This window comes from Hydrogenophaga sp. R2 (assembly GCF_049843595.1).
Classification (GTDB): Bacteria; Pseudomonadota; Gammaproteobacteria; order Burkholderiales; family Burkholderiaceae_C; genus Hydrogenophaga.
The window spans coordinates 237,823-259,577 of the sequence record NZ_JBBHZN010000002.1; the positions used below are offsets into that span (position 1 = coordinate 237,823).

A 21,755-nucleotide genomic window follows, 5' to 3' on the forward strand; every position below is an offset into this window, starting at 1 on the left:
CCACCTCGACGGTCATCGCCGGCGCCAACCGGTCAGGTGCAAGCCACGTCAGTGGCTTCTGGACTATCTGCCAGTGTCATATAAGGATGACATAGTTCACCAGGGATTGACTCGAGCGACGCCACCCTCCGCTCCTCGCCTTAAGTAGTCCTTACGTATCGGCCGCTTCAGACGGCGAGCGGAAACCCACTAGCTTCCGATTTGTGGCGGCGCGGTACTGGCTAGCGAATCCAACGGCCTGAGAACGCTTAATCAGCAACAAGGGGTCCCTATCGTAGGTTAACAATGGGGGCTACACTCTGTGGTCCCCACATACCCCAAATGCGCCCTCTTGCCTATAACCCTTCTTTCGCGCTAAACGCCATCTGTCCGTATTTCACGATGTTCCCCTTGGAATACCCGTTGAAGGTCCTTCGGAAGCACAGTGCAGCGAAACCCGTAGTTGTAGATCCATTCTGCGGTCGGGGCACGACATTGTTCGCTGCTCGCATGCTCGGGCTTGAAAGCTGGGGAATCGACACGTCGCCGGTAGCAGTGGCAATCGCCAAAGCGAAGCTCTCCAACTCTTCGGCCGAAGATGCGCTGTGCCTAGCGCAGTTGCTGATTCTTGCCATCGAGCCTCTGCACGTGCCGCAAAGTGAGTTCTTCAAGGCTGCGTATCACAGCAAGACACTACGGGATATCTGCGCACTGCGGGAGGGACTTCTCGGTCTCGAGGACTCCGATGAAGCCGTGATGCTCAGGGCTGCCGTGTTGGGCTGCTTGCATGGCCCTTTGTTGGTTAGCGGCGCAGCTTCCTACTTCTCAAACCAGATGCCGCGCACCTTCGCGCCCAAGCCTGATTACGCAATTAGATTCTGGACCAAGCGGAACTTAGTACCGCCAGAGGTAGACGTACTACAGGCACTCGAGCGCAAGCTTAAGCTAATCGCCGCATCAAAAGCGCTGCCGAAGGCCGATTACACCAACGTCGTTCGAGGCGACTCGACGGTACCTACAAGCCTTCCGTCAGGCCGAAAGCACTCGGTGGTGGTAACGTCGCCTCCATACTACGGGATGAAGACCTACGTACAGGATCAGTGGTTGCGCAATTGGTTCTTAGGAGGGCCGGCGACTGTGGACTACAGCGCTGGTATGCAGTTGGAGCACACGGGGCAGGACAGCTTCGCCAGTTCGTTAGGCAAGGTTTGGGCCAACATGGCGAACACACAAGCAGACGACCTTCATATGTACATCCGCTTCGGTGTTATCCCCTCGGCAAACGTCGATGCCAAATCGCTGATGTACAAATCGTTCGAGTTATCGGGCGTGGAATTCGACGTCAAGTCAGCTCGCAACGCCTCTTCGGCGCATTCCGGTAAGCGCCAAGCTCAGCAGATGCGCGCGGGATCGAGTGCCTGTGACGAGTACGATTTCCACGTTGTCAGGCATTGAGTAACGCCGAACTGAGGTTCGCATGTCCATTACGTCGTCGCTCCCATTAATTTTGGCGTCCCGGTCGTAATGGTTGTTGATGAAAAGACCTTTGCCCTCGTGGCAGGCTTTGGAGTATCCAGCCAACAGTGTGGGCGATTTCCTTTTTTATGCGAAGCCACACTCCACATTCACCGTGGGGGTTCATTTAGTCAAACCATATGCGGCGTCAGGTCTCGCCGCGCCAAATGAGAGATCTAGCGTGACGAATAAACAGACTAAAGGGGGAGGTAGCCAGGCGGCCATTCCCGCTACAGATTTCCTGCTTGAGGGCGAGCGTGTCTCATTCGAACCTGAAGCCGTTCCGCCCAAGGCTACGGATGAAGAGCTGAACAGCCGTTACGCGAAAGGCGACATTCGTATCGTCACTGAACAGGCCCGCTATCCCCTCGCTGGCATTCTTCAGATGCTGCGAGAGACCAAGCAGGACGAGTCCGGTAAGGTCACAGCGCGCTATATGCTGGATCCCGATTACCAGCGCCGCCACCGTTGGGACGACACACGTAAGTCGCGCCTCATCGAGTCGTTTTTGCTGAATGTGCCGGTCCCGCCCGTGTTTCTCTACGAGCGGGATCTGGCACGTTTTGAAGTCATGGATGGTCGTCAGCGTCTAACAGCACTCGGCGATTTTTACGACGACAAGTTTGCCCTAACCGGCTTGGAATACTGGCCAGATTTGGAAGGGCGCCGATACTCAACGCTCCCGTCCAAAGTGCGCGACGGCATCGACCGGCGCTACATCTCTTCGATTATTCTTCTGCAGGAAACCGCCGACAGCGAGGAGCAAGCTGCGACGTTGAAGAAGCTGGTGTTTGAGCGGCTTAACTCAGGTGGCGTAAAGCTCAGCAGCCAGGAGACGCGCAATGCCATCTACAGTGGCCCTCTAAACACCTTGTGTTTGCAACTCTCTGAGAATGTTACATTTCGCCGGTTGTGGGGCCTTCCACTTGATCCAGATTCTGAAAGTGGTAATGGAGTGCAGGAGCACGACGACGCGACAGATGAAGCGACCCTTGCAGGCATCCGCATGTTTCAGAAGATGGAAGATGTCGAACTTGTACTCAGGTTTTTTGCTTACCGTCAGATTGGCGAATTCAAAGCGGGCCTGAACAAGATTTCGGCTTTTTTGGACCTCTTTCTAGTGCGTGGCAATCGCTTCACAGATAAGGTGCTTGGCCAGTACCGCCTCATGTTTGAATCGACCATAGAATTTCTCTGGCAGGTAATGGGCCCCGATGCCTTTACTCTTCTCAATACCTCCGCGCGACGTGCAACGAAGATTGTCTACGACCCGTTGATGTACATAGCCAACAGTCCGGCGGTTGTATCTCACCGCGCGGCCCTTATCGAGAGCAAGGAGCTTTTGCGCGAGGAGTTGAAGAACATGTACGAATCGAGCGATGACTTGTTCTCTGGCCGGCGCACCAACTTTGCCGACACACAACAGCGAAATGCACAGATAGGCGCGGCTTTCGCCGCTGCGATTGCCCGGCTTCCGAGGAACTGATTTCGAGGCGACACGTGCGCGCTACCCTAGATGAACTCAAGAGAGAGCTGAGCGAACTGAGGAGTTTCGTTGCGTCAATCACGCAAATCAGTGATGCCCTTGCCAACAACACAGATCCCAAGGCTCGTCAATTTACATCTCTGCGACGTCGCTTTGACAATGCTGCTTTCTTCGTGGCGCTATATGCGATCTTCGAATCATACGTAGAAGCACTGGCAGCGGCCTTTGCAAGCCTTGAAGCGAGGAGGTTACCGTATACCGAACTACCAGAGAAGCTCGCTGCAAAGCACCTGAAGCACAGTGCGGACTTGTTGGCCCGAGGTCGCTTGGGTGAAGGGCGGCACGCGGGACTTACTGTCGGGAGCGTCGTGGAAAACCTGTACAACTGCCTTAGCGGAGTTACACCATATGCGTTGAACGAAGCTGCCGTGGTTTGGCATGATTCCAACCTTCGCGCCCGCGATATCGACGACATCTTCGTTCCCCTCGGCCTCGAAGGCATGTGCTCGCAGGTGCGTCGTGGAGACGCCTTGATTCGATGGCACATGACAGTGCAGGGGCTAGAGGTGACCCCACCGGATGGTCTCCCACACACGGTCATCGAGGAACGATTGAACGACTTAGTGGAGCGACGCAATCAGGTCGCTCACCGAGGTGGCAAGCCTGCGAACCTGTTGGGTGTTGACGGCATGAATGAAACCATCAATTTCATCGAGGCACTCTCGACAGATCTTTTCGCTATGGTCGTGGGGCGCTACCTAGATTCGCGTCACATGGTTACTAGTGCGGCGACCAAGCTTGAGCAGGTAGAGGGCGACGGACCTTTCAAGAACGGAACGATTATTGTGGTGTTGCCGCCCGAGTTTGACCTCGCTGTTGGCCAGCCCATCTTCGTGGCCAAGCCCTCAGGTGCTGCTAGGTGGGGGCGAATTCAAAGTCTTCAGTTGAATGGGGCAGAACAGGAGACGATTGCAGTCGGAACGCCGGCGCCAGATGGTATCGGGATCGGGTTGGACTTCGCATGCCCTAAGATCGCAAATCCATTTGTACTCCTTGCGGAAGACGATCTAGTCTGGGCTCCGAGGTAAACTGCCTGGGGTTTCCGGTATGCCAGGAACAACGGTTCGGCGAAATTGATCGGCGTAACAGCCGCTATAGCCGAGGACGGCAAGCGATTGAAGTAACTGAGGTCAGGGCGACCTGCTGCCCTGAGTAGGCCGTCCTGATTGAGGGGGCGGACCAGGATCCACGCGTGCTCACTCTGAAGACAGCGAATGGCGCTGAGTGACTATCTTGATGGCTCTTATCATGTGCACCACGCGCAAGACCTCGCCGACCGCCTTGCCAAACTGCAGGAGCAGCACGATCATCTGAAGTTCATGACCAAGAGGCTCTACGCCCTTGGCATGCAAGTGGCGCCTCGCCAGGTTCAGCAGTAGCCTAAGGCCCCAGATGCTTTGCTAGAACAAATCCAAAGTGAGCAGACTTCTAAGGGGTTGAGCTTCAGTCACGCATAAAGGACCTTAAGGCTCAGGTCCTAGCGATGGAAGAACGCTTCCTGCTGGAGAGCTTTGCCCCTACACACACCCGAGCTTAAGCTCATCCGTACCCATGACTACAAGACTCGCCCTGCTCCAGGGAGCTGCAGGAGGAAGAGATCAGGGCAGGCCTGGCGGCCGCGGTTGGGTACTGCTGGTCGGTCAGCAGAATCCAGAAGCGCAAGCGCGCGACCAGGCCTACTAGCACCAGACGCGATTCAATGTTAAGTGGCGCATGGTGGAAACATGAGTGACGTTCCGCACCAGCGCCCGGTTTTTCGCCGCCCGGCCTTGAAAACGCCCATCCCCACCCTTATGATTAGCACTCGCTGGAGATGAGTGCTAACACGCACACAGCTCCCTCGATCCGGCCTCCCGGTCGGCTCCAGCCTCCATTCCAACCCGTTCCTTTTCAGGAGATGCAATGAAACTTCGTCCTCTCGCCGATCGAGTGATCGTCAAGCGCATTGACAGCGAAACCAAGACCGCCTCCGGCATCGTCATCCCCGACGCCGCCGCCGAGAAGCCCGACCAGGGCGAGGTGCTGGCCGTCGGCCCGGGCAAGACGAACGACAAAGGCGAGACCAAGGCCCTGACCGTCAAGGTCGGCGACCGCGTCCTGTTCGGCAAGTACAGCGGCCAGACCGTCAAGGTCGACGGCGACGAGCTGCTGGTCATGAAGGAAGACGACCTGTTCGCGGTCGTCGAGAAGTGATCCTTCTCCCCGTCACCCACCCCATTTACTGAATCGGAGAAATCAACATGGCAGCAAAAGACGTCATTTTCGGCGGCGAAGCCCGCGCCCGCATGGTTGAAGGCGTGAACATCCTGGCCAACGCGGTCAAGGTCACCCTGGGCCCGAAAGGCCGCAACGTGGTGCTCGAGCGCTCCTTCGGCGCCCCCACCGTGACCAAGGACGGCGTGTCCGTGGCCAAGGAGATCGAGCTCAAGGACAAGCTCCAGAACATGGGCGCCCAGATGGTCAAGGAAGTCGCTTCCAAGACCTCGGACAACGCCGGTGACGGCACCACCACCGCCACCGTGCTGGCCCAGGCCATCGTGCGCGAGGGCATGAAGTACGTGGCCGCCGGCATGAACCCGATGGATCTGAAGCGCGGCATCGACAAGGCCGTGGAAGCCCTGATCGCCGAGCTGAAGAAGGCCTCCAAGCCCACCACCACCAGCAAGGAAATCGCCCAGGTCGGCTCCATCTCCGCCAACAGCGACTCCAGCATCGGCGAGATCATCGCCAACGCCATGGACAAGGTCGGCAAGGAAGGCGTGATCACCGTGGAAGACGGCAAATCGCTGCAGAACGAGCTGGATGTCGTCGAAGGCATGCAGTTCGACCGCGGCTACCTGTCGCCCTACTTCATCAACAACCCCGAAAAGCAGGCTGCCCTGCTGGACAACCCCTTCGTGCTGCTGTTCGACAAGAAGATCAGCAACATCCGCGACCTGCTGCCCACCCTGGAGCAGGTGGCCAAGGCCGGCCGTCCGCTGCTGATCATTGCCGAAGACGTCGAAGGCGAAGCCCTGGCCACCCTGGTGGTCAACACCATCCGCGGCATCCTGAAGGTCGTGGCCGTCAAGGCCCCCGGCTTCGGCGACCGTCGCAAGGCCATGCTGGAAGACATCGCCATCCTGACCGGTGGCAAGGTCATCGCCGAAGAAGTGGGCCTGACCCTCGACAAGGTGACCCTGGCCGACCTGGGCCAGGCCAAGCGCATCGAAGTGGGCAAGGAAAACACCACCATCATCGACGGCGCCGGCGCTGCCGCTGACATCGAAGCCCGCGTCAAGCAGATCCGCGTGCAGATCGAGGAAGCCACCTCCGACTACGACCGCGAGAAGCTGCAGGAGCGTGTGGCCAAGCTGGCCGGCGGCGTGGCCGTCATCAAGGTCGGTGCTGCCACCGAAGTCGAGATGAAGGAGAAGAAGGCCCGCGTGGAAGACGCCCTGCACGCCACCCGCGCTGCCGTGGAAGAAGGCATCGTGGCCGGCGGTGGCGTGGCCCTGCTGCGCGCCCGTCAGGCCGCTGGCGAGATCAAGGGTTCCAACGCTGACCAGGACGCCGGCATCAAGCTGGTGCTCAAGGCCATCGAAGCCCCCCTGCGCGAGATCGTGGCCAACGCCGGTGGCGAGCCGAGCGTGGTGGTCAACGCCATCCTGGCCGGCAAGGGCAACTACGGCTTCAACGCCGCCAACGACACCTACGGCGACATGATCGAGATGGGCATCCTGGACCCGACCAAGGTGACCCGCACCGCTCTGCAGAACGCCGCCTCCGTGGCCAGCCTGATGCTGACCACCGAGTGCATGGTGGCCGAGGCCCCCAAGGACGACGCTCCGGCCATGCCGGGTGGCGGCATGGGTGGCATGGGCGACATGGGCGGCATGGGCATGTAATAGCCTCTGGCCTTCGGGCCAGCCCGCACAAGGCAAAAAGCCCCGCGAGCGATCGCGGGGCTTTTTTTCGTCCGGCCTCCGAATGGGGTCAGCCCATCATGGCTTCGAGCTTGAGGGTGTCTGCCACGAAGGCGCGGATGCCTTCGGCCAGCTTCTCGGTGGCCATGGCGTCCTGGTTCAGCGCGAACCGGAAGGCCGCCTCGTCGTATTGCACGAAGTCGATGTCCAGGGTGCGGGCGGCCTGAGGGTCCAGCGCACGGGTCAGGGGTGCCTCGCTGGCCTGCAGCTGGGCCAGCAGCTCGGGGCTGATGGTGAGCAGGTCGCAACCGGCCAGCGCCGTGATCTGGCCCACGTTGCGGAAGCTCGCGCCCATGACCTCGGTGGCCACGCCGAACTTCTTGTAGAAGGCGTGGATGCGCCGCACCGACTGCACGCCGGGGTCGTTGGCACCGGCCATGGCGGCCTCGTCCCAGGACGAACCGGCCTGCTTCTTGTACCAGTCGTAGATGCGGCCCACGAAGGGCGATATCAGCTGCACCTTGGCCTGGCCGCAGGCCACGGCCTGGCAGAACGAGAACAGCAGCGTGAGGTTGGTGTGGATGCCGTCGCGCTCCAGGCGTTCGGCCGCCTGAATGCCTTCCCAGGTGGCGGCGATCTTGATGAGCACCCGGTCGATGTGCACGCCCTGGCCCTGGTACAGGTCGATCAGGCGCCGGGCCCGGACCACGGTGGCCTCGGTGTCGAAGCTCAGGCGCGCATCCACCTCGGTCGAGACGCGGCCGGGGATGTGCTGGAGGATCTCGCAGCCGAAGCGCACCAGCAGGTGGTTCATCACCTCCTCCTTGCCCAGGTGGCCGTAGCGCTGCAGCGCTTCGGTCAGCAGGGGCGCGTACTCGGGCTTCTGCACCGCCTTGAGGATGAGCGACGGGTTGGTGGTGGCGTCCTGTGGCGCGTAGGCGGCGATCTGGTGGAAGTCGCCGGTGTCGGCCACGACGGTGGTGAACTGTTTGAGGGCTTCGAGCTGGTTCATGCCGCGATTATGCGGGGCGTAGGTAATAAAATTACACATCTCCGCGTAACCCGATACACCCCGCCATGCTCGACCGCATCAAGGCCTCGCTGCCCTCGCTGGCCCCCGCCGAACAACGTGTGGGCAAGCTGGTGCTGTCCGATCCGCGCAGCTTTGCCAGCCTGCCGGTCTCCGAACTGGCCGAGCGCGCCCATGTGAGCAAGCCCACCGTGGTGCGCTTCTGCCGCAGCATGGGTTACGACGGCCTGTCCGACTTCAAGCTCAAGCTGGCCGGCACGGTGAGCGAGGGCGTGCCCTTCATCCACCGCAGCGTGGACGTGGACGACAAGACCAGCGACGTCCTGGTCAAGGTCATCGACAACACGGTGGCCGCTTTCCTCAAGTACCGCAACGACGCCTCCACCCATGCCATCGAACGCGCCGTGGACGCGCTGATGGCCACCTACCGCAGCCGGGGGCGCATCGAGTTCTTCGGTGCCGGCAATTCCGGCATCGTGGCGCAGGACGCGCAGCACAAGTTCTTCCGCCTGGGCATCAACGCCATTGCCTACAGCGACGGCCACATGCAGGTGATGAGCGCCTCGCTGCTGCGCGACGGGGACTGCGTGGTCATCGTGTCCAACTCGGGCCGCACCCGCGACCTGATGGACGCCACCGACATCGCACGGCAGCACGGCGCGACCGTCATCACCATCACCGCCAGCGGCTCGCCGCTGGCGAACGCCGGGCACATCCACCTGGCGGCCGATCATCCCGAGGGTTACGACCGCTACAGCCCCATGACCTCGCGCCTGCTGCACCTCATGATCATCGACGTGCTGGCCACCTGCGTGGCCCTGCGCATCGGTGGTCAGCAGCTGCAGCCGCTGCTCAAGGAAATGAAGAACAACCTGCGCAGCAAGCGCTACACCTGAGGCCCGCCGCCGCGGGCCTCAAGCGGTCTGCAGCGGCAAGCCGTGCTCGATCAGGCTGGCGTGCAGGGCAGCCCCCAGCGGCAGCACCTCGTCATTGAAGTCGTAGCGGCTGTTGTCCAGGAAACAGCTGCCGATGCCGTTCTCGGCGCCCTGCCCCAGGCGCAGGTAAGCGCCCGGCTTGACCTGCAGCATGAACGAGAAATCTTCGGCACCCATGCTCGGGTCCATGGCCCGGTCCACATGCTCGTGACCGACCAGCTTCTGGGCCACGTCGGCCGCAAAGCGGGCTTCGTCGCGGGTGTTGATGGTGGCCGGGTAGATGCGCTCGTACTTCACATGGGCCGAGGCGCCCAGCCCCAGCGCCACGCCGGAACACACCTCGTTCAGGCGCCGCTCCACCATGGCCTGCACCTCCGGGTTGAAGGTGCGCACCGTGCCCACCAGCGTCGCCTTGCCGGGGATCACGCTGAACGCGCCCAGGTCGCCGGCCTGCATGGCACACAGGCTGATCACGGCGCTGTCGATGGGCCGGATGTTGCGCGAGACGATGCTCTGCACCGCGGTGATGATGTGGGCCGCCACCAGCACCGGGTCCACCGTCTGGTACGGGTGCGCGCCGTGCCCGCCCTTGCCGCTGATCTCGATGGTGATGCGGTCGGCCGAGGCCATCATCGGCCCCGGATTGATGCCGATGGTGCCGGGTCGCATCTGCGGCCAGTTGTGCATGGCAAACACCGACTGCACCGGAAAACGCTCGAACAGGCCGTCCTCGATCATGGCCTTGGCGCCGGCAAAGCCTTCCTCGCCAGGCTGGAAGATCAGCACCGCCGTGCCGTCGAAGTTGCGGGTTTCGGCCAGGTAGCGGGCCGCACCGATCAGCATGGCGGTGTGACCATCGTGGCCGCAGCCGTGCATCAGGCCGGGCCTGGCGGACTTCCAGGCGAACTCGTTGGCCTCCTGCATGGGCAGGGCGTCCATGTCGGCCCGCAGACCGATCATGCGGTTGCCCTGTCCACGCCCTTTGATGGTGGCCACCACGCCGGTGCGGCCGATGCCGGTGTGGATCTCGTCGACCCCGCAGACCTTGAGCGTCTCGACCACACGGCGCGCGGTGTAGTGCTCCTCGAAACCGAGTTCGGGGTGGGCATGCAGCTCGCGCCGCAGCGCGGTGAGTTCGGGGTGGAATGCCGCGATGTGGGCAAACGCGCGGCTGTGGGCCTTGATGCGGTTCAGTGCCATGGCGCTCGAGGTTCAGGGTGACAAGGGCTTGAGGCTCAGCGCACCGTACCACGCGGTCAGACGACTGCGGGTGTTGTCGGTGTCCGTCATCAGTGCGATACCCACCAGCGGCCCAGGTTCCTCACCGAAGGCCGATCGGTAATCGGCCTGAACGTCCCGCACATGCTCGCGCCACTGCTGCAGGTGGTCGGTACCGCTGTCGAGCACCAGCTTGCGGATGCGGTCGGTGCGCGGGTTGAACACCACCGACTCCACCGGATGCTGCGCACTCCACACATAGGCCAGCGTGGCATAGGGCAATGGCTCGCCCGTGAGCAGCTGCGTCAGGTCGGAAAGGCGCTGCTGCCGACCGGTCCACCGGGAACGATCGCCCCCGAAAGCCAGCACCACCCCGACAGGTGAGTCGGATCGGTCGATGTGGGCCAGATCCCCATCGCTGGGCAGCGCATCCACACGCCAGGTCAGGCGCAGCTGCATCGGCTGCCGCAAACCGCCCACGGGTTCCGGCAAGCGCTGTCGGAGGATGCTCACCGACGAATCGGCCTGCACCCGCAAGGCCGCACGGCCATCCACCTGCGAAGCCTCGAACGGCACATAGCGCTTGCCAGGTAAGGGGAAGGGCTGCCACGGCAGTTCCGGCCACGGCGTGGACAGCAGTCGGGCAGGCTCTGCCTGCGCCTGCGGGTCGGCCTCGGGCGTGGTGCCGCAGGCCCCCAGCAACAACACACCCGCCCCCAGCATCCATCGGCCCAGGGCATGAACAGACAACAGGGTTCGGAGATTCATTCGACGGGGAAAGGTCAGGACTTCGTGCAACGCCAGTCCTACATTCTCCGTCCCCGTCCTCACTTTCAAGGAGTTTTCATGCGCAAGTTCCTCATCGCCACCCTGCTGTCGGTCGCCAGCCTGGCCAGTTTTGCTGGCGTGGACGTGAACAAGGCCAGCGCGGCCGATCTCGACAGCATCAAGGGCGTGGGCCCCAGCACCTCCACCAGGATCATCGAAGCCCGCAAGACGGCACCCTTCAAGGACTGGAACGACCTGGTCAAACGGGTGCCCGGCATCGCGGAAAAACGCGCAGCACAACTCTCGGCCCAAGGCCTGACCGTCAACGGCGAGGCCTACAAACCCGGCACCACCCAGGTGGTGGTCAAGCCGGCGGATCGCAAGGTCAGCGACACCAAGTCTGCGCCGCCACCGGCAGCGAGCGGGTCGCGTTGATGGCGGTTCCGCTTCAGGCATAAAAAAACCCACCGCTTGCGCGGTGGGTTTTTTGCTTCGGATGAAGAACTGACGGGTGTCGTCAGTGCGTCGATCAGAAAGCGTGGCTGATACCGGCGAAGACGCGGGTGGTCTTGGACACGGACACGCCAGCAGCGGTCTCTTCCTCAGCCTTGGTCAGGCCACCGTACACGAAGGTGCGCTTGGACAGGGTGTACTTCAGGGCAGCCGAGTAGCCGGTGGTGTCGTTCTGGTCGACACCGTTCAGCTTGACCTGGGACTTGGCATAGCCAACACCCAGAGCCAGAGCGGAGCTGAACGGCACTTCTGCGCCGACGTTCCACTCGTTGGCCTTGGCGTTACCGGTCGTGGCGCTGGAGGTCGCCTTGACGGTGTTGTAGCCAGCCAGGACCTTGGCCACGCCGAAGTCGTAGGAAGCGTTCACCAGGGTGTAGGTGCGCTTGGTGTCGGTCACGGCGCCCAGCAGAGCGGTCAGGCTGGTCTGGTCGGCGTAGATCGTGCCGGCGCCAGCGCCGTCTTTCTCGATCTGGTGAGCCAGGCCAGCAGCGATCGGGCCGTTGGCGTAGTTCAGGCTGACGGAGGTCAGGCTGGAAGCCTTGGCGGTGGCGGTCTTGTCCTCGCCGAAGGCGTAGGCACCGGCTGCCGAGAAGCCGCTGAAGCTGGGGGTGTTGTAACGGATGCCGTTGCTGGTGCGGTCGAAGTAGCCTTCCCACACGTTGAACGACGAAGCGAAGTTCGCGTTGAAGGTGTCGTTGATCAGAGCGCGGGTGTCGTCGTACGGGGTCCAGACGCGGCCCAGTTGCACTTCACCGAAACCACCCGACAGGCCCACCCAGGCTTGACGGTCACCCAGGCTGGATGCAGCCGGGCGGTCGAAACCGACGCTGGTCTCGATCTGGAAGTTGGCCTTCAGGCCACCGCCCAGGTCTTCCGAGCCCTTGAAGCCCAGACGGCTGGTGGCGAAACCTTCGTTGCTGGCCATCTTGCCGAAGCTGCCGTCGGACACGCCGTTGGTGGTGTCTTTCTGCGAACCAACCCACACGTCGGCCAGACCATAGATGGTCACGCTGGACTGGGCCATGGCGGCGCCGGAGGCGGCCAGAACGGCCAGAGCGATCAGGGACTTTTTCATGGATAACTTCCTTTTGGAGTTCTGCAACACAGGCGTTGCAGGTTGATGAAACTGACGGCGAATCTTAGAGCCGTGGACGGCAACCACTACGGGTATGCCCTCGAAATCGCCGCAATTCGTTGCGATGCAGCAACAAAAAAGCCCGCCGCTTCCGCGACGGGCTTTGCCTCAGACGAGTGATCCGTCTTCCTGAGAAGACGGGGACACCGATCAGAAGGTGTGGCTGATACCGATGTTGTAACCGGTGGAGCGGCCGTTGGCTGCGCCGGTGGTGGCGGGGCCACCCAGGGTCAGGTTGAGGCCGTTCTTGTTCTTGAGCGATGCCACGGTGGCGTACACGGCGGTGCGCTTGGACAGGTCATAGATGTAACCCAGGGCGAACTTCGACACCTTGGGATCGACAGCCTGACCGGTCACGTCAACCTTGGAGTTGTTGTACGAGGCGCGCAGGCGGCCGGGGCCCACCGGAGCAACCACGCCGATTTCGTAGTTGGTGACCTTGGCCAGGGAAGCGCCAGTAGCCTGGACGCTGGCTTTTTCCTGACCGAAGTTGGCCATCACACGGGCAACGCCGAAGTCGTAGGAAACGCCACCGACCACCGACTTGTGGGCGGCAGAGGTGGTCAGGCCGAGCAGGGTGGTGGCCGCCACGGTGGCGCCGCCGTCGGTGTCGCTGTAAGCCAGTTCGGCAGACAGGGGGCCGCCGGAGTAGTTGACACGCACACCGGCGCTGCGACCGGCATTGTTGGCACCGGCCACTTCGTCGAAGACGTATTGACCCTGCACCATGAAGCCGGCCATGCGGGGCGAGCTGTAGGTGATGGAGTTGTTGTTCCAGATCGGGTTGGTCTGACCGGTCACGGCGTGTGCCACAACGCGGTTGGCGAAGCCGAAGCCGTTACCGACACCGCCGGTGCCGAAGGGCGAAAACAGGAAACCGGACCAGAAGGTGGTCGAGTACTCGCGACCCAGGCGGATTTCGCCGAAGCCGCCGGACAGGCCGACCCAGGCACCACGATCGCCGATGGAGGAAGCAGCAGGCGCATCAGCGGCCAGGCTGGTTTCGACCTGGAAGTTGGCCTTCAGACCGCCACCCAGATCTTCCGTGCCACGGAAGCCCAGACGGTTGGTGGTCATGTTGCTGCTGGTCAGACCGGTGTTGTCGGTGCTGCCCACGCCGCTGTTGTTCACGCTGGTGTAGCCGACGTCGACCACGCCGTAGACGGTGACGCTGGACTGGGCCATGGCAGCGCCGGTGGCTGCAACGGCGGCCAGGGCGATGAGGGTCTTTTTCATGGAAAGGTTCTCCAAGGGTTTGATGAAAGGCCGTCGGTCTGGTGCCGCCGGGCCAACCTCCGTAACAGGAAGCTGTTAGGGATTCCAGCAGAAACACCTCACCGCCGCCACGGGGGGTTTCCCCTTTCGTGCCCTGCGGTGGTGCTGGCGTTGCACCATTACGACAACCTTGGTGTTAACCCTTGGTGCATTCGTATTCATCCCATACCGGTGGTACCGGCGGGGAATCGTCGGGGGATTTTTGCTGCAGTGCCGCAGTTGACGGGACAATGGCTGCTGTTGCCGTCCATTCCCTCATTCAAGCCCGGAGCCGCCATGCCGAACCTGACGCCTGTGGACACCTTGCTCACTGCCGCCGACGCCGCCCTGCGCACCTTGTTCGTGCGTCCGGCCGCGTCCCGGCCCTGCCCCACATTACCGTCACAAAACGACGGCCCGATGTCGGAAGACGACAAGGCGCTTTCCGGCGCGCTGATGCGGGTCAATCATGTGGGTGAGGTCTGTGCCCAGGCGCTGTACACCGCGCAGGCGGTGGCGGCGCGATGGCCGTCGGCCACGTCGGGGCGAGGCAACGAGGCGGTGGCCCGGCAGCTGGAAGCCGCCGGCAAGGAAGAGACCGATCACCTGGCCTGGACACGCACCCGGCTGGACGAGCTCGGCGCCCGGCCTTCGTTGCTGAACCCGGTGTGGTACGCCGGCGCCTTTGGCCTGGGCCTGCTGGCCGGGCGCATGGGCACGCCGGTGAGCCTGGGCTTCGTGGTGGAAACCGAGCGTCAGGTGGAGGCCCACCTGGCCAGCCACCTGGACCGCCTGCCCTTGAACGACCACGCGTCCCGCGCCATCGTGGCGCAGATGAAGGACGACGAAGCCCGCCATGCGCGTGAGGCTCAGCACGCAGGTGCCGCTGAATTGCCGGCCCCGGTGAAGGGCCTGATGCGGGCGGCGGCCAAGGTGATGACCACCGTGGCGCACCGAATCTGACCGGACGCTCCGATCAGGGCAGGATCAGGCTTCGATCAGGTCGAAGCTGGTGGTGATCTCGGCAGTCTTGGCCAGCATGATGCTGGCGGAACAGTACTTGTCGTGGCTCATGGCAATCGCCCGCTCCACCGCCGTGGCCGGGATGCCCTTGCCGGTGACGGTGAAGTGCATGTGGATGCGGGTGAACACCTTGGGGTCGGTCTCGGCCCGCTCGCTGGTGAGCTTGACGCTGCAGCCCCGCACATCGTGCCGGCCGCGCTTGAGGATGAGCACCACGTCGTAGGCGGTGCAGCCGCCGGTGCCGGCCAGCACGGTTTCCATGGGGCGCGGGGCCATGTTGGCGCCCCCGTTCTCGGGTTTGGCGGCGTCAGGGGCGCCGTCCATGGTGATCACATGGCCGCTGCCGGTTTCGGCCACAAAACCCATGGCGGAGCGGGTGCCGGTGGCGCCGGTCCAGCTGACGGTGCATTCCATGTCTGTCCGTTCGTCTGTTGTACGGCTCCGTTGGAGACCGCACTCTAAAAAAAGAGGGCCGATTCCAGGGCTGGATGTTGCATCGCAGCATGGCGTCGGTATACTCGCGGCATTGTATTGAAGGTTGTCTCCTCTACCCTCCACGGGTGGATTCAAACCCGGTCCGGTTCGCTGGTCCGGGTTTTTTTTCGCCGGTCGATATGATCCCGGCATGCCCAAGTCCGTACCCCATGGCGCTGCTGCAGCGGCAGCCGACCTCACGCCGGCCGATTACCTCAAGAAGATCCTGACCGCCCGCGTGTACGACGTGGCAGTGGAATCCGACCTGCAGCCGGCCCATGCCCTGGGCCGGCGCCTGCACAACACGGTGCTGCTCAAGCGCGAAGACCAGCAACCCGTGTTCAGCTTCAAGCTGCGCGGGGCGTACAACAAGATCGCCCACCTGTCGAAAGAGCAGCTGTCCAAGGGCGTCATCTGCGCCTCGGCCGGCAACCATGCCCAGGGCGTGGCGCTGAGTGCCCGCAAGCTGGGCATCCGCGCGGTGATCGTCATGCCCACCACCACGCCGCAGGTCAAGATCGATGCGGTCAAGGGCTTCGGTGGCGAGGTGGTGCTGCACGGCGACAGCTACTCCGACGCTTACACCCATGCCCTGACGCTGCAGAAGAAGCAGGGCCTGACCTTCGTGCACCCGTTCGACGATCCGGACGTGATCGCCGGCCAGGGCACGATCGCCATGGAGATGCTGCGCCAGCTGCAGAGCCTGGGCACCGACCGGCTGGACGCGGTGTTCGTGGCCATCGGCGGCGGCGGACTGATCTCGGGCGTGGCCAACTACATCAAGGCGGTACGTCCGGACATCCGGGTGATCGGGGTGCAGATGACCGACTCCGACGCCATGATGCGGTCGGTGGACGAAGGCGAGCGGGTGAACCTCCCCGACGTCGGCCTGTTCTCCGACGGCACGGCGGTCAAGCTGGTGGGCGAGGAAACCTTCCGCATCTCACGCGAGCTGGTGGACGAGTTCATGGCGGTGGACACCGACGCGGTGTGTGCCGCCATCAAGGACGTGTTCATCGACACCCGCAGCATCGTGGAGCCGGCCGGCGCCATGGCGGTGGCGGCCATCAAGGACTATGTGGCCCGCCACAAGACCAAGGGCCAGACCTACGCCGCCATCCTGTGTGGCGCCAACATGAACTTCGACCGGCTGCGTTTCGTGGCCGAGCGGGCCGAGGTGGGCGAGGAGCGCGAGGCGCTGTTCGCGGTGACCATTCCCGAGGAACGCGGCAGCTTCCGGCGTTTCTGCGAGACCATCGGCGGCCTGCCGGGCGGACCGCGCAACGTCACCGAGTTCAACTACCGCATCCACGACGGCAGCAAGGCCCATGTGTTCGTGGGCCTGACCACGCACGGCAAGGGTGAATCCACCCGGATTGCCAGCAACCTGCGCCGCCAGGGCTTCGAGACGCTGGACCTGACCCACGACGACCTGGCCAAGGAACACATCCGCCACATGGTGGGGGGCCATTCCCCGCTGGCCCATGACGAGCGGCTGCTGCGCTTCGTGTTCCCGGAGCGCCCGGGCGCGCTGCTGAAGTTCCTGAGCCTGATGCGGCCGACCTGGAACATCAGCCTGTTCCATTACCGCAACCAGGGCGCCGACTACGGCCGCATCCTGGTGGGCATGCAGGTGCCGGCCAAGGACCACAAGGCCTTCGACCGTTTCCTGGACACGCTGGGCTACCCCTACGTGGAAGAGACGCAGAACCCGGTCTACCGGCTGTTCCTGCAGACCTGAACCCCTCCAGCCCGAACACCACCTGCGCAGCCATGGCCACCGGCGCCCTTCCTCCGCTGCGCAGCCGCATGGCCGCCCTGCCACCGGACCTGGTGCTGCCCCCGGTGGCTCACGCCACCGACAGCGGACGCGATGCCGCCGTGGTGCAGCGCCTGCTGGAGACCGGCCAGCCGGCCCATGCGTTCGGCCGCGTGGGCGATCTCGCACGGCAGCTGGCCCGCATCCGGCCGGACGGTGACTGGTCCCGTGCGCCGGCGCAGCTGCTGGTCTTTGCGGCCGACCACGGACTGGCCGACGAAGGCCTGTCGGACGAACCCCAGACCACCACGGTGGAGCGCGTGGTGGGCCTGCTGGAAGGCCGCACACCGGTCAACCAGCTGGCCCGCCAGCACGGCATGGCGGTGACGGTGGTGGACGCCGGTCTGGGCCATGCCCTGCCGCCGTTGCCGCCGCCCGATTCGGCACACGCCGCGCTGCAGCTGCGCAAGATCGCCTATGGCAGCCGCAACCCGCGCTTGGGTCCGGCCATGTCGGTGCCCCAGGCCGTGGCCGCCCTGCACGCCGGCATGGACGTGGTGCGCCATCTGGAGGGCGACGTGCTGCTGCTGGGCGACACCGCCGTGGCCAACGAGGCCAGCGCGGCGCTGCTGCTCTCCCGCCTGTGCGGCGTGCCGCTGGCCGACGCCTACGCGCCGGGCCTGCAGCAGATGATGGAGACCGACCCCGCGCTGTGGCAGAAGCGGCTGGACGTGCTGCTGGCCGTGGGCACGCGGCACCGGCATGCGGTGGGCCCGATGGCCGCCCTGGCCGCCCTGGGCGGCTACGAGATCGCCATGATGGCCGGCGCCATGCTGCAGGCCGCCAGCGAACGCCGCCTGGTGATGGTGGACAGCCTGGCCGGCGGCGCGGCCGCGCTGGTGGCGCGCGGGCTGGTGCCGGCGGTGGGCGACTACCTGGTGTTTGCCCAACGCACCACCGAGACCGGCCACCGGCTCATGCTGATCCACCTGCAGGCCCAGCCCCTGCTGGATCTGGACATGCGCCTGCAGCAGGGCCTGGCCTGCCTGCTGGCCTGGCCGCTGGTGAAGGCCGCCCGCGATCTGACCTGCGACGGCTCAAGCCGCCCGTATCAGTGAAGCCGTGACATCAGCCAGCGGCGCTGGGCAGCCAGGCGCTGCACATCGCGCCAGCTGCCGCACTGGCGCGCGAGCACCGGCCAGATGCGCAAAAGCAGTTCGCATTCGGCCAGCGTGTCGGCCGCCGCCTGGTGGCGGCGCGGGCACTGGATGCCGAAGTGCGCCATCCACTCGTCCAGCGAACGCGCCTGCACCTGCTCGTGCGTGACCGCACACAGGTGCTCGATGTCCACCCACGGGTTGGACAGTGCCCGGCCGAGGTGCTGGCGGCAGTGGCGGCCGATCAGGGTCTCGTCGAAGGCGCTGTGAAAGGCCAGCAGCGGATCGCCCCCCACGAAATCGGCAAAGGCCTGCAATGCGGCCGCCGGCTCGATGCCCGCCAGCTGCGACTGCACGCCGATGCCGTGCAGCAGGATGTTGTCGCGGCTGGACGCCTGGTCCTGGCGCAGCACCACCTCGAAGCTGTCGGCCAGCTGCACATCGATGCGCCGGGTGGTCCAGTCCACCCGCAAGCCGATGGCAGCCATGGCCAGCAGGCGGTCGCGGTGCATGTCCAGGCCACTGGTCTCCACATCCACCACCACCCAGCGCGCCAGGCGGGCCTGCGGTGCCGGCCGGGCCGGGCCGAGGGCGGTGCGCAGGCGCTGCAGCCAGCTCATCGCTCGTAGTCCAGCTTGACGCGCTGCTGCAGGGTGCGCAGCACGCGCAGGGTTTCCTTGAGGATGCGGCGATCGATGTCGTTGAGGCGGCCCACGTCGATGCGGTTGGGGTTGTCGCCCACGGTGGTGCCGTCGAGCTGCGCATGCAGCCGCAGCAGCTGCAGGAATTCGAAACCGCCGATCCAGGCTTCCGACTCGGCCTCGGGCACGCCCAGCATGGGCGCCACCGCCTGCAGGCGTTCGCGGGTGCCGGTGGCCGGCACGCCGTGGGCCAGGGCGTACAGCCGGGCCACGTCCACGAACAGCGCCGTGCCCTGCAGCTTGAGGTCCAGCGTCTCCACCCCGTCCACTTCGGTGGTGTCGATGCTGCCCAGCCAGTTCAGGGGCGCGGCCCGCTGCAGGGCGTTGGCCGCCATCTGGCGCAGGAAGCGCGGGTTGATCCGGGCCAGCCGCTGCACGCCGTCGCGCAGGCTGCGGGCCAGCGCGTCGTTGCCGACCAGGGGCCGGAAGTCGAAATGGATGCTGGCGTTCAGCAGGTCCTGCGGCGCGCCCTGCTCGATCCAGCCGGCAAACCGCTCCTGCCACTGCGCCAGCGTGAGGCAGCAGGCCGGGTTGCTGGCCATGATCTGGCCCTTGCACAGCGGGTAGCCGCAGTCGTCCAGCGCGTCGTTGATGTCGCGGGCCATCGCGAGCGCCGCCGACGCCGGCAGGTGCGGCGCCAGGATCAGGGCGTTGTCCTGGTCGGTGGCAATGGTCTGTTCGTGGCGGCCTTCGGAGCCGAGCGCGATCCAGCAGAAGTCCTGCGGGTCGATGCCGTGCCGCGCCGCCATGAGGTCCACCAGGCGGCCGGTCAGCACATCGTTGAGGTGGCTGATCAGCGCCGTGAGCTGCTGGGCCTGCACGCCCTGGCCCAGCAGGGTGCGGGCGAAGCGGCGGATGTCGTGCGCCACCACCTTGAGGGTGTCGACATCGCGTGCGTTGCGGATGCTGCTGCTCACCTGCTTGAGGCTCAGGCGCTGCAGCGCAAACAGGTCGCGCTCGGACACCATGCCCGTCACCCGACCATCGCGCGTGACCGGCACATGGCGGATGCCCTGGGACGACATGAGCAGGGCAGCGTCCTGCGCCGTCTGGTCGTGGCGCAGGCTGTGCACCGGACTGACCATGACCTGCGAAATCGGCGTGTCCAGCGGCACCTCGGCCAGGGTCACCCGCGCCAGCACGTCGGAGCGGGTGAGGATGCCCAGCGGACGGTCCTGCGCATCCACCACCAGCATGGAGCCGATGCGCATGCGCTGCATGGTGGCCAGCGCCTCGCGCAGCGGCGCCTCGGGCCGGCAGGTCACCGGCGCCCTCTGCCCGGCCTGGCCGAGCTGGCCCAGGGGCGTTTCCAGCGACTGTTCGGCCAGCGCCTGCGACGAATACGCCACCTGCAGCGCCGCCCGCGAGAGCTCCAGGAACTTCAGGATGCGACGGTTGAGGAAATCCCCGAACACCGCGCTGCGCTCGGCCAGCGACTGCATGGCCTCCACCGGCACCGCGAGCACGAAGGTGTCCTCGGTGGCGCTGTAGCGGGTGGTGGGTGCGCGCTGGGCCAGCACGGCGCTGATGGGGAACAGGTCGCCGGCCTCGTACTGGAAGGCGCCGCCGGACACATCGGACAGGCCACGCTTGCCGGTGACCGCACCCCGGCGGATGAAGAACAGTTCGCGCACCGGCCCGCCCTCGGGCGAGACCACCGTCTCCCCCGGCGCGAAATAAGCCTGGCGTGAGGCGGCCACGAAGTCGCGCACATGGGCCAAGTCCATCTCGTTGAACGGCGCGTGGCGCTGGAGCTCGTCGCCCAGGTTGACCAGCAGGCTGCCCGAGGGCCGCAGGTGTTCGGCAGCAGGATCGATGGGGTCGGGCCGGCTGGTCATGCGGGGCGCGGGATCAGGACGCCGGATCGGGCAGCCGCAGCTCGACCGTGGGCGCGGCGCGGGTCGACGGTGCCAGCCGCGCAATGCGGCCCTGCACCGAATGCAGCACCAGCCCTTCGTCCACCGCCATGCCGACCCGGAACGGCCGCGCCGGGCGTCCCGCCACGGCAATCAGCGCGGCCACGCCGTCGCCCCGGTCGCCCACCACGCCTTGCAGCACATAGCGGGCGTCACCGGCAGCGGGGGCGGCGTCGTCCGGCACGCCGGCCGCACCAGCGCCCAACGCACCCAGGGCCCGCGCCACCAGGCCCGTGTCGGGCGCCACTGGCTGGCTGGCGGGGGGCGGCACCGGCACCGCCGGGGAGCGGCCCAGCAGCTGCAGCCCCCAGTAGCCGGCGCTCAGCCCGGCGGCCAGCCAGAGGACGACCCCGGTGGCGGCCGGAGCCCAGCGTTGCAGTCGGCTTGTCATGAACATGCGACATTATGATCACCGAGCCGTGACAGAACGATCACGGCATGGCCCCTCAGAACGGAGACCCCCGTGCCTGTCCCTCCCCGTCCGATGCCCCTGCGGACCCGCCTGCCCCACGCCCTGGCGCGGGGCTTCACCCTGATCGAGCTGATGGTGGTGCTGGTCATCATCGGCGTGCTGGCCGCGCTCATCGTGCCCAATGTGCTGGACCGGGCCGACGATGCCCGCGTGACCGCCGCCCGCACCGATGTCAACAACCTGGTGCAGGCGCTCAAGCTGTACCGGCTGGACAACCAGCGTTACCCCACCAGCGAGCAGGGCCTGGCCGCACTGGTGAACCGGCCCGCCGCCGCACCCGCGCCGGCCAACTGGCGCCGTTACCTCGACAAACTGCCGGCCGACCCCTGGGGCCGGCCCTACCAGTACATCAACCCCGGCGTGCACGGCGATGTGGACGTGCTGTCCCTGGGTGCCGACGGCGCCCCTGGCGGCGAAGGCCTGAACGCCGACATCGGCAGCTGGCAATGAGGACC

20 protein-coding genes are annotated in these 21,755 nt (G+C 64.8%); 11 read left to right on the top strand and 9 right to left on the bottom strand.

Translation table 11 applies throughout. The features are described from left to right. Positions 1-321 precede the first annotated feature (321 nt). The 5 genes from WD026_RS09635 to groL all read left to right on the top strand — a co-directional run bounded on the left by WD026_RS09635 (position 322) and on the right by groL (position 6,927). A complete protein-coding gene (locus tag WD026_RS09635) occupies positions 322-1,434 on the top strand; it encodes a DNA methyltransferase (RefSeq protein WP_425723449.1) in 1,113 nt (370 codons plus the stop codon). 241 nt (positions 1,435-1,675) lie between these two features. Then, positions 1,676-2,980 carry a DUF262 domain-containing protein gene (locus WD026_RS09640; RefSeq protein ID WP_425723450.1) on the top strand — a complete coding sequence of 435 codons (1,305 nt, stop codon included), beginning with the start codon at positions 1,676-1,678 and terminating at the stop codon, positions 2,978-2,980. Between the two features lie 14 nt (positions 2,981-2,994). Beyond that, positions 2,995-4,068, top strand: coding sequence for an MAE_28990/MAE_18760 family HEPN-like nuclease (locus WD026_RS09645; RefSeq protein ID WP_425723451.1), 1,074 nt, complete (start codon positions 2,995-2,997; stop codon positions 4,066-4,068). Positions 4,069-4,942: 874 nt separating this feature from the next. Continuing rightward, complete coding sequence (gene groES, locus WD026_RS09650; RefSeq protein ID WP_086122008.1) at positions 4,943-5,233, top strand: co-chaperone GroES; 291 nt, start codon at positions 4,943-4,945, stop codon at positions 5,231-5,233. 47 nt (positions 5,234-5,280) lie between these two features. Continuing rightward, positions 5,281-6,927, top strand: a complete 1,647-nt coding sequence (gene groL / locus WD026_RS09655) for a chaperonin GroEL (protein WP_425723452.1) — start codon at positions 5,281-5,283, stop codon at positions 6,925-6,927. Positions 6,928-7,015: 88 nt separating this feature from the next. Here groL and tal read toward each other — a convergent pair whose 3' ends face one another. Then, on the bottom strand, positions 7,016-7,957 hold the full coding sequence (gene tal / locus WD026_RS09660) for a transaldolase (protein ID WP_425723453.1): 942 nt from the start codon (positions 7,955-7,957) through the stop codon (positions 7,016-7,018). Positions 7,958-8,022: 65 nt separating this feature from the next. Between tal and WD026_RS09665 the strand changes: the two genes are divergently transcribed. Then, on the top strand, positions 8,023-8,871 hold the full coding sequence (locus WD026_RS09665) for a MurR/RpiR family transcriptional regulator (RefSeq protein ID WP_425723454.1): 849 nt from the start codon (positions 8,023-8,025) through the stop codon (positions 8,869-8,871). 18 nt (positions 8,872-8,889) lie between these two features. On the opposite strand, the gene WD026_RS09670 is transcribed toward WD026_RS09665, so the two are convergent. Continuing rightward, a complete protein-coding gene (locus WD026_RS09670) occupies positions 8,890-10,110 on the bottom strand; it encodes a M20 aminoacylase family protein (protein ID WP_425723455.1) in 1,221 nt (406 codons plus the stop codon). 12 nt (positions 10,111-10,122) lie between these two features. Beyond that, a complete protein-coding gene (locus WD026_RS09675) occupies positions 10,123-10,896 on the bottom strand; it encodes a DUF3047 domain-containing protein (RefSeq protein WP_425723456.1) in 774 nt (257 codons plus the stop codon). Positions 10,897-10,974: 78 nt separating this feature from the next. On the opposite strand from WD026_RS09675, the gene WD026_RS09680 reads away from it, so the two are divergent. Further along, on the top strand, positions 10,975-11,331 hold the full coding sequence (locus WD026_RS09680; protein ID WP_425723457.1) for a ComEA family DNA-binding protein: 357 nt from the start codon (positions 10,975-10,977) through the stop codon (positions 11,329-11,331). Positions 11,332-11,425: 94 nt separating this feature from the next. On the opposite strand, the gene WD026_RS09685 is transcribed toward WD026_RS09680, so the two are convergent. After that, a complete protein-coding gene (locus WD026_RS09685; RefSeq protein WP_425723458.1) occupies positions 11,426-12,484 on the bottom strand; it encodes a porin in 1,059 nt (352 codons plus the stop codon). Positions 12,485-12,694: 210 nt separating this feature from the next. Further along, positions 12,695-13,780 carry a porin gene (locus tag WD026_RS09690; RefSeq protein ID WP_425723459.1) on the bottom strand — a complete coding sequence of 362 codons (1,086 nt, stop codon included), beginning with the start codon at positions 13,778-13,780 and terminating at the stop codon, positions 12,695-12,697. 315 nt (positions 13,781-14,095) lie between these two features. On the opposite strand from WD026_RS09690, the gene coq7 reads away from it, so the two are divergent. Next, the gene (coq7, locus tag WD026_RS09695) at positions 14,096-14,761 is read left to right on the top strand and encodes a 2-polyprenyl-3-methyl-6-methoxy-1,4-benzoquinone monooxygenase (protein WP_425723460.1); all 666 of its coding nucleotides are present in this window, start codon (positions 14,096-14,098) and stop codon (positions 14,759-14,761) included. A 24-nt stretch (positions 14,762-14,785) separates the two neighbouring features. Here coq7 and WD026_RS09700 read toward each other — a convergent pair whose 3' ends face one another. Then, positions 14,786-15,235, bottom strand: a complete 450-nt coding sequence (locus WD026_RS09700; protein ID WP_425723461.1) for an OsmC family protein — start codon at positions 15,233-15,235, stop codon at positions 14,786-14,788. 211 nt (positions 15,236-15,446) lie between these two features. Here WD026_RS09700 and ilvA point away from each other — a divergent pair, with 211 nt between their 5' ends. Beyond that, positions 15,447-17,036, top strand: coding sequence for a threonine ammonia-lyase, biosynthetic (gene ilvA, locus WD026_RS09705; RefSeq protein WP_425723462.1), 1,590 nt, complete (start codon positions 15,447-15,449; stop codon positions 17,034-17,036). Positions 17,037-17,068: 32 nt separating this feature from the next. After that, positions 17,069-18,172: a nicotinate-nucleotide--dimethylbenzimidazole phosphoribosyltransferase gene (locus WD026_RS09710; protein WP_425723463.1), complete on the top strand. Its 1,104-nt coding sequence runs from the start codon at positions 17,069-17,071 to the stop codon at positions 18,170-18,172. Here WD026_RS09710 and WD026_RS09715 read toward each other — a convergent pair. From WD026_RS09715 to WD026_RS09725, 3 genes are read right to left on the bottom strand one after another with little or no spacing between them, the layout of a single operon-like run. Then, positions 18,166-18,831, bottom strand: coding sequence for a 3'-5' exonuclease (locus tag WD026_RS09715; protein ID WP_425723464.1), 666 nt, complete (start codon positions 18,829-18,831; stop codon positions 18,166-18,168). The two genes, WD026_RS09710 and WD026_RS09715, sit on opposite strands and share 7 nt — an antisense overlap. Further along, positions 18,828-20,750, bottom strand: a complete 1,923-nt coding sequence (locus WD026_RS09720) for a DUF294 nucleotidyltransferase-like domain-containing protein (protein WP_425723465.1) — start codon at positions 20,748-20,750, stop codon at positions 18,828-18,830. Before WD026_RS09720 ends, WD026_RS09715 begins: the two co-directional genes overlap by 4 nt. Positions 20,751-20,763: 13 nt before the next feature. Next, on the bottom strand, positions 20,764-21,219 hold the full coding sequence (locus tag WD026_RS09725; protein ID WP_425723466.1) for a type II secretion system protein N: 456 nt from the start codon (positions 21,217-21,219) through the stop codon (positions 20,764-20,766). Positions 21,220-21,312: 93 nt separating this feature from the next. Here WD026_RS09725 and gspG point away from each other — a divergent pair, with 93 nt between their 5' ends. Next, positions 21,313-21,750 carry a type II secretion system major pseudopilin GspG gene (gene gspG / locus WD026_RS09730; RefSeq protein ID WP_425723747.1) on the top strand — a complete coding sequence of 146 codons (438 nt, stop codon included), beginning with the start codon at positions 21,313-21,315 and terminating at the stop codon, positions 21,748-21,750. The last annotated feature ends 5 nt before the right edge of the window (positions 21,751-21,755 follow it).

Bases quoted from the DNA above. Each gene is read 5' to 3' on its own strand.
- ilvA (WP_425723462.1), top strand. From the start codon at position 15,447: ATGCCCAAGTCCGTACCCCATGGCGCTGCTGCAGCGGCAGCCGACCTC.
- WD026_RS09710 (WP_425723463.1), top strand. From the start codon at position 17,069: ATGGCCACCGGCGCCCTTCCTCCGCTGCGCAGCCGCATGGCCGCCCTG.
- WD026_RS09670 (WP_425723455.1), bottom strand. From the start codon at position 10,110: ATGGCACTGAACCGCATCAAGGCCCACAGCCGCGCGTTTGCCCACATC.
- WD026_RS09675 (WP_425723456.1), bottom strand. From the start codon at position 10,896: ATGAATCTCCGAACCCTGTTGTCTGTTCATGCCCTGGGCCGATGGATG.
- WD026_RS09720 (WP_425723465.1), bottom strand. From the start codon at position 20,750: ATGACCAGCCGGCCCGACCCCATCGATCCTGCTGCCGAACACCTGCGG.
- WD026_RS09685 (WP_425723458.1), bottom strand. From the start codon at position 12,484: ATGAAAAAGTCCCTGATCGCTCTGGCCGTTCTGGCCGCCTCCGGCGCC.
- WD026_RS09635 (WP_425723449.1), top strand. From the start codon at position 322: ATGCGCCCTCTTGCCTATAACCCTTCTTTCGCGCTAAACGCCATCTGT.
- WD026_RS09680 (WP_425723457.1), top strand. From the start codon at position 10,975: ATGCGCAAGTTCCTCATCGCCACCCTGCTGTCGGTCGCCAGCCTGGCC.
- WD026_RS09690 (WP_425723459.1), bottom strand. From the start codon at position 13,780: ATGAAAAAGACCCTCATCGCCCTGGCCGCCGTTGCAGCCACCGGCGCT.
- WD026_RS09665 (WP_425723454.1), top strand. From the start codon at position 8,023: ATGCTCGACCGCATCAAGGCCTCGCTGCCCTCGCTGGCCCCCGCCGAA.
- WD026_RS09725 (WP_425723466.1), bottom strand. From the start codon at position 21,219: ATGACAAGCCGACTGCAACGCTGGGCTCCGGCCGCCACCGGGGTCGTC.
- WD026_RS09700 (WP_425723461.1), bottom strand. From the start codon at position 15,235: ATGGAATGCACCGTCAGCTGGACCGGCGCCACCGGCACCCGCTCCGCC.
- tal (WP_425723453.1), bottom strand. From the start codon at position 7,957: ATGAACCAGCTCGAAGCCCTCAAACAGTTCACCACCGTCGTGGCCGAC.
- gspG (WP_425723747.1), top strand. From the start codon at position 21,313: ATGCCCCTGCGGACCCGCCTGCCCCACGCCCTGGCGCGGGGCTTCACC.
- WD026_RS09715 (WP_425723464.1), bottom strand. From the start codon at position 18,831: ATGAGCTGGCTGCAGCGCCTGCGCACCGCCCTCGGCCCGGCCCGGCCG.
- coq7 (WP_425723460.1), top strand. From the start codon at position 14,096: ATGCCGAACCTGACGCCTGTGGACACCTTGCTCACTGCCGCCGACGCC.
- groL (WP_425723452.1), top strand. From the start codon at position 5,281: ATGGCAGCAAAAGACGTCATTTTCGGCGGCGAAGCCCGCGCCCGCATG.
- groES (WP_086122008.1), top strand. From the start codon at position 4,943: ATGAAACTTCGTCCTCTCGCCGATCGAGTGATCGTCAAGCGCATTGAC.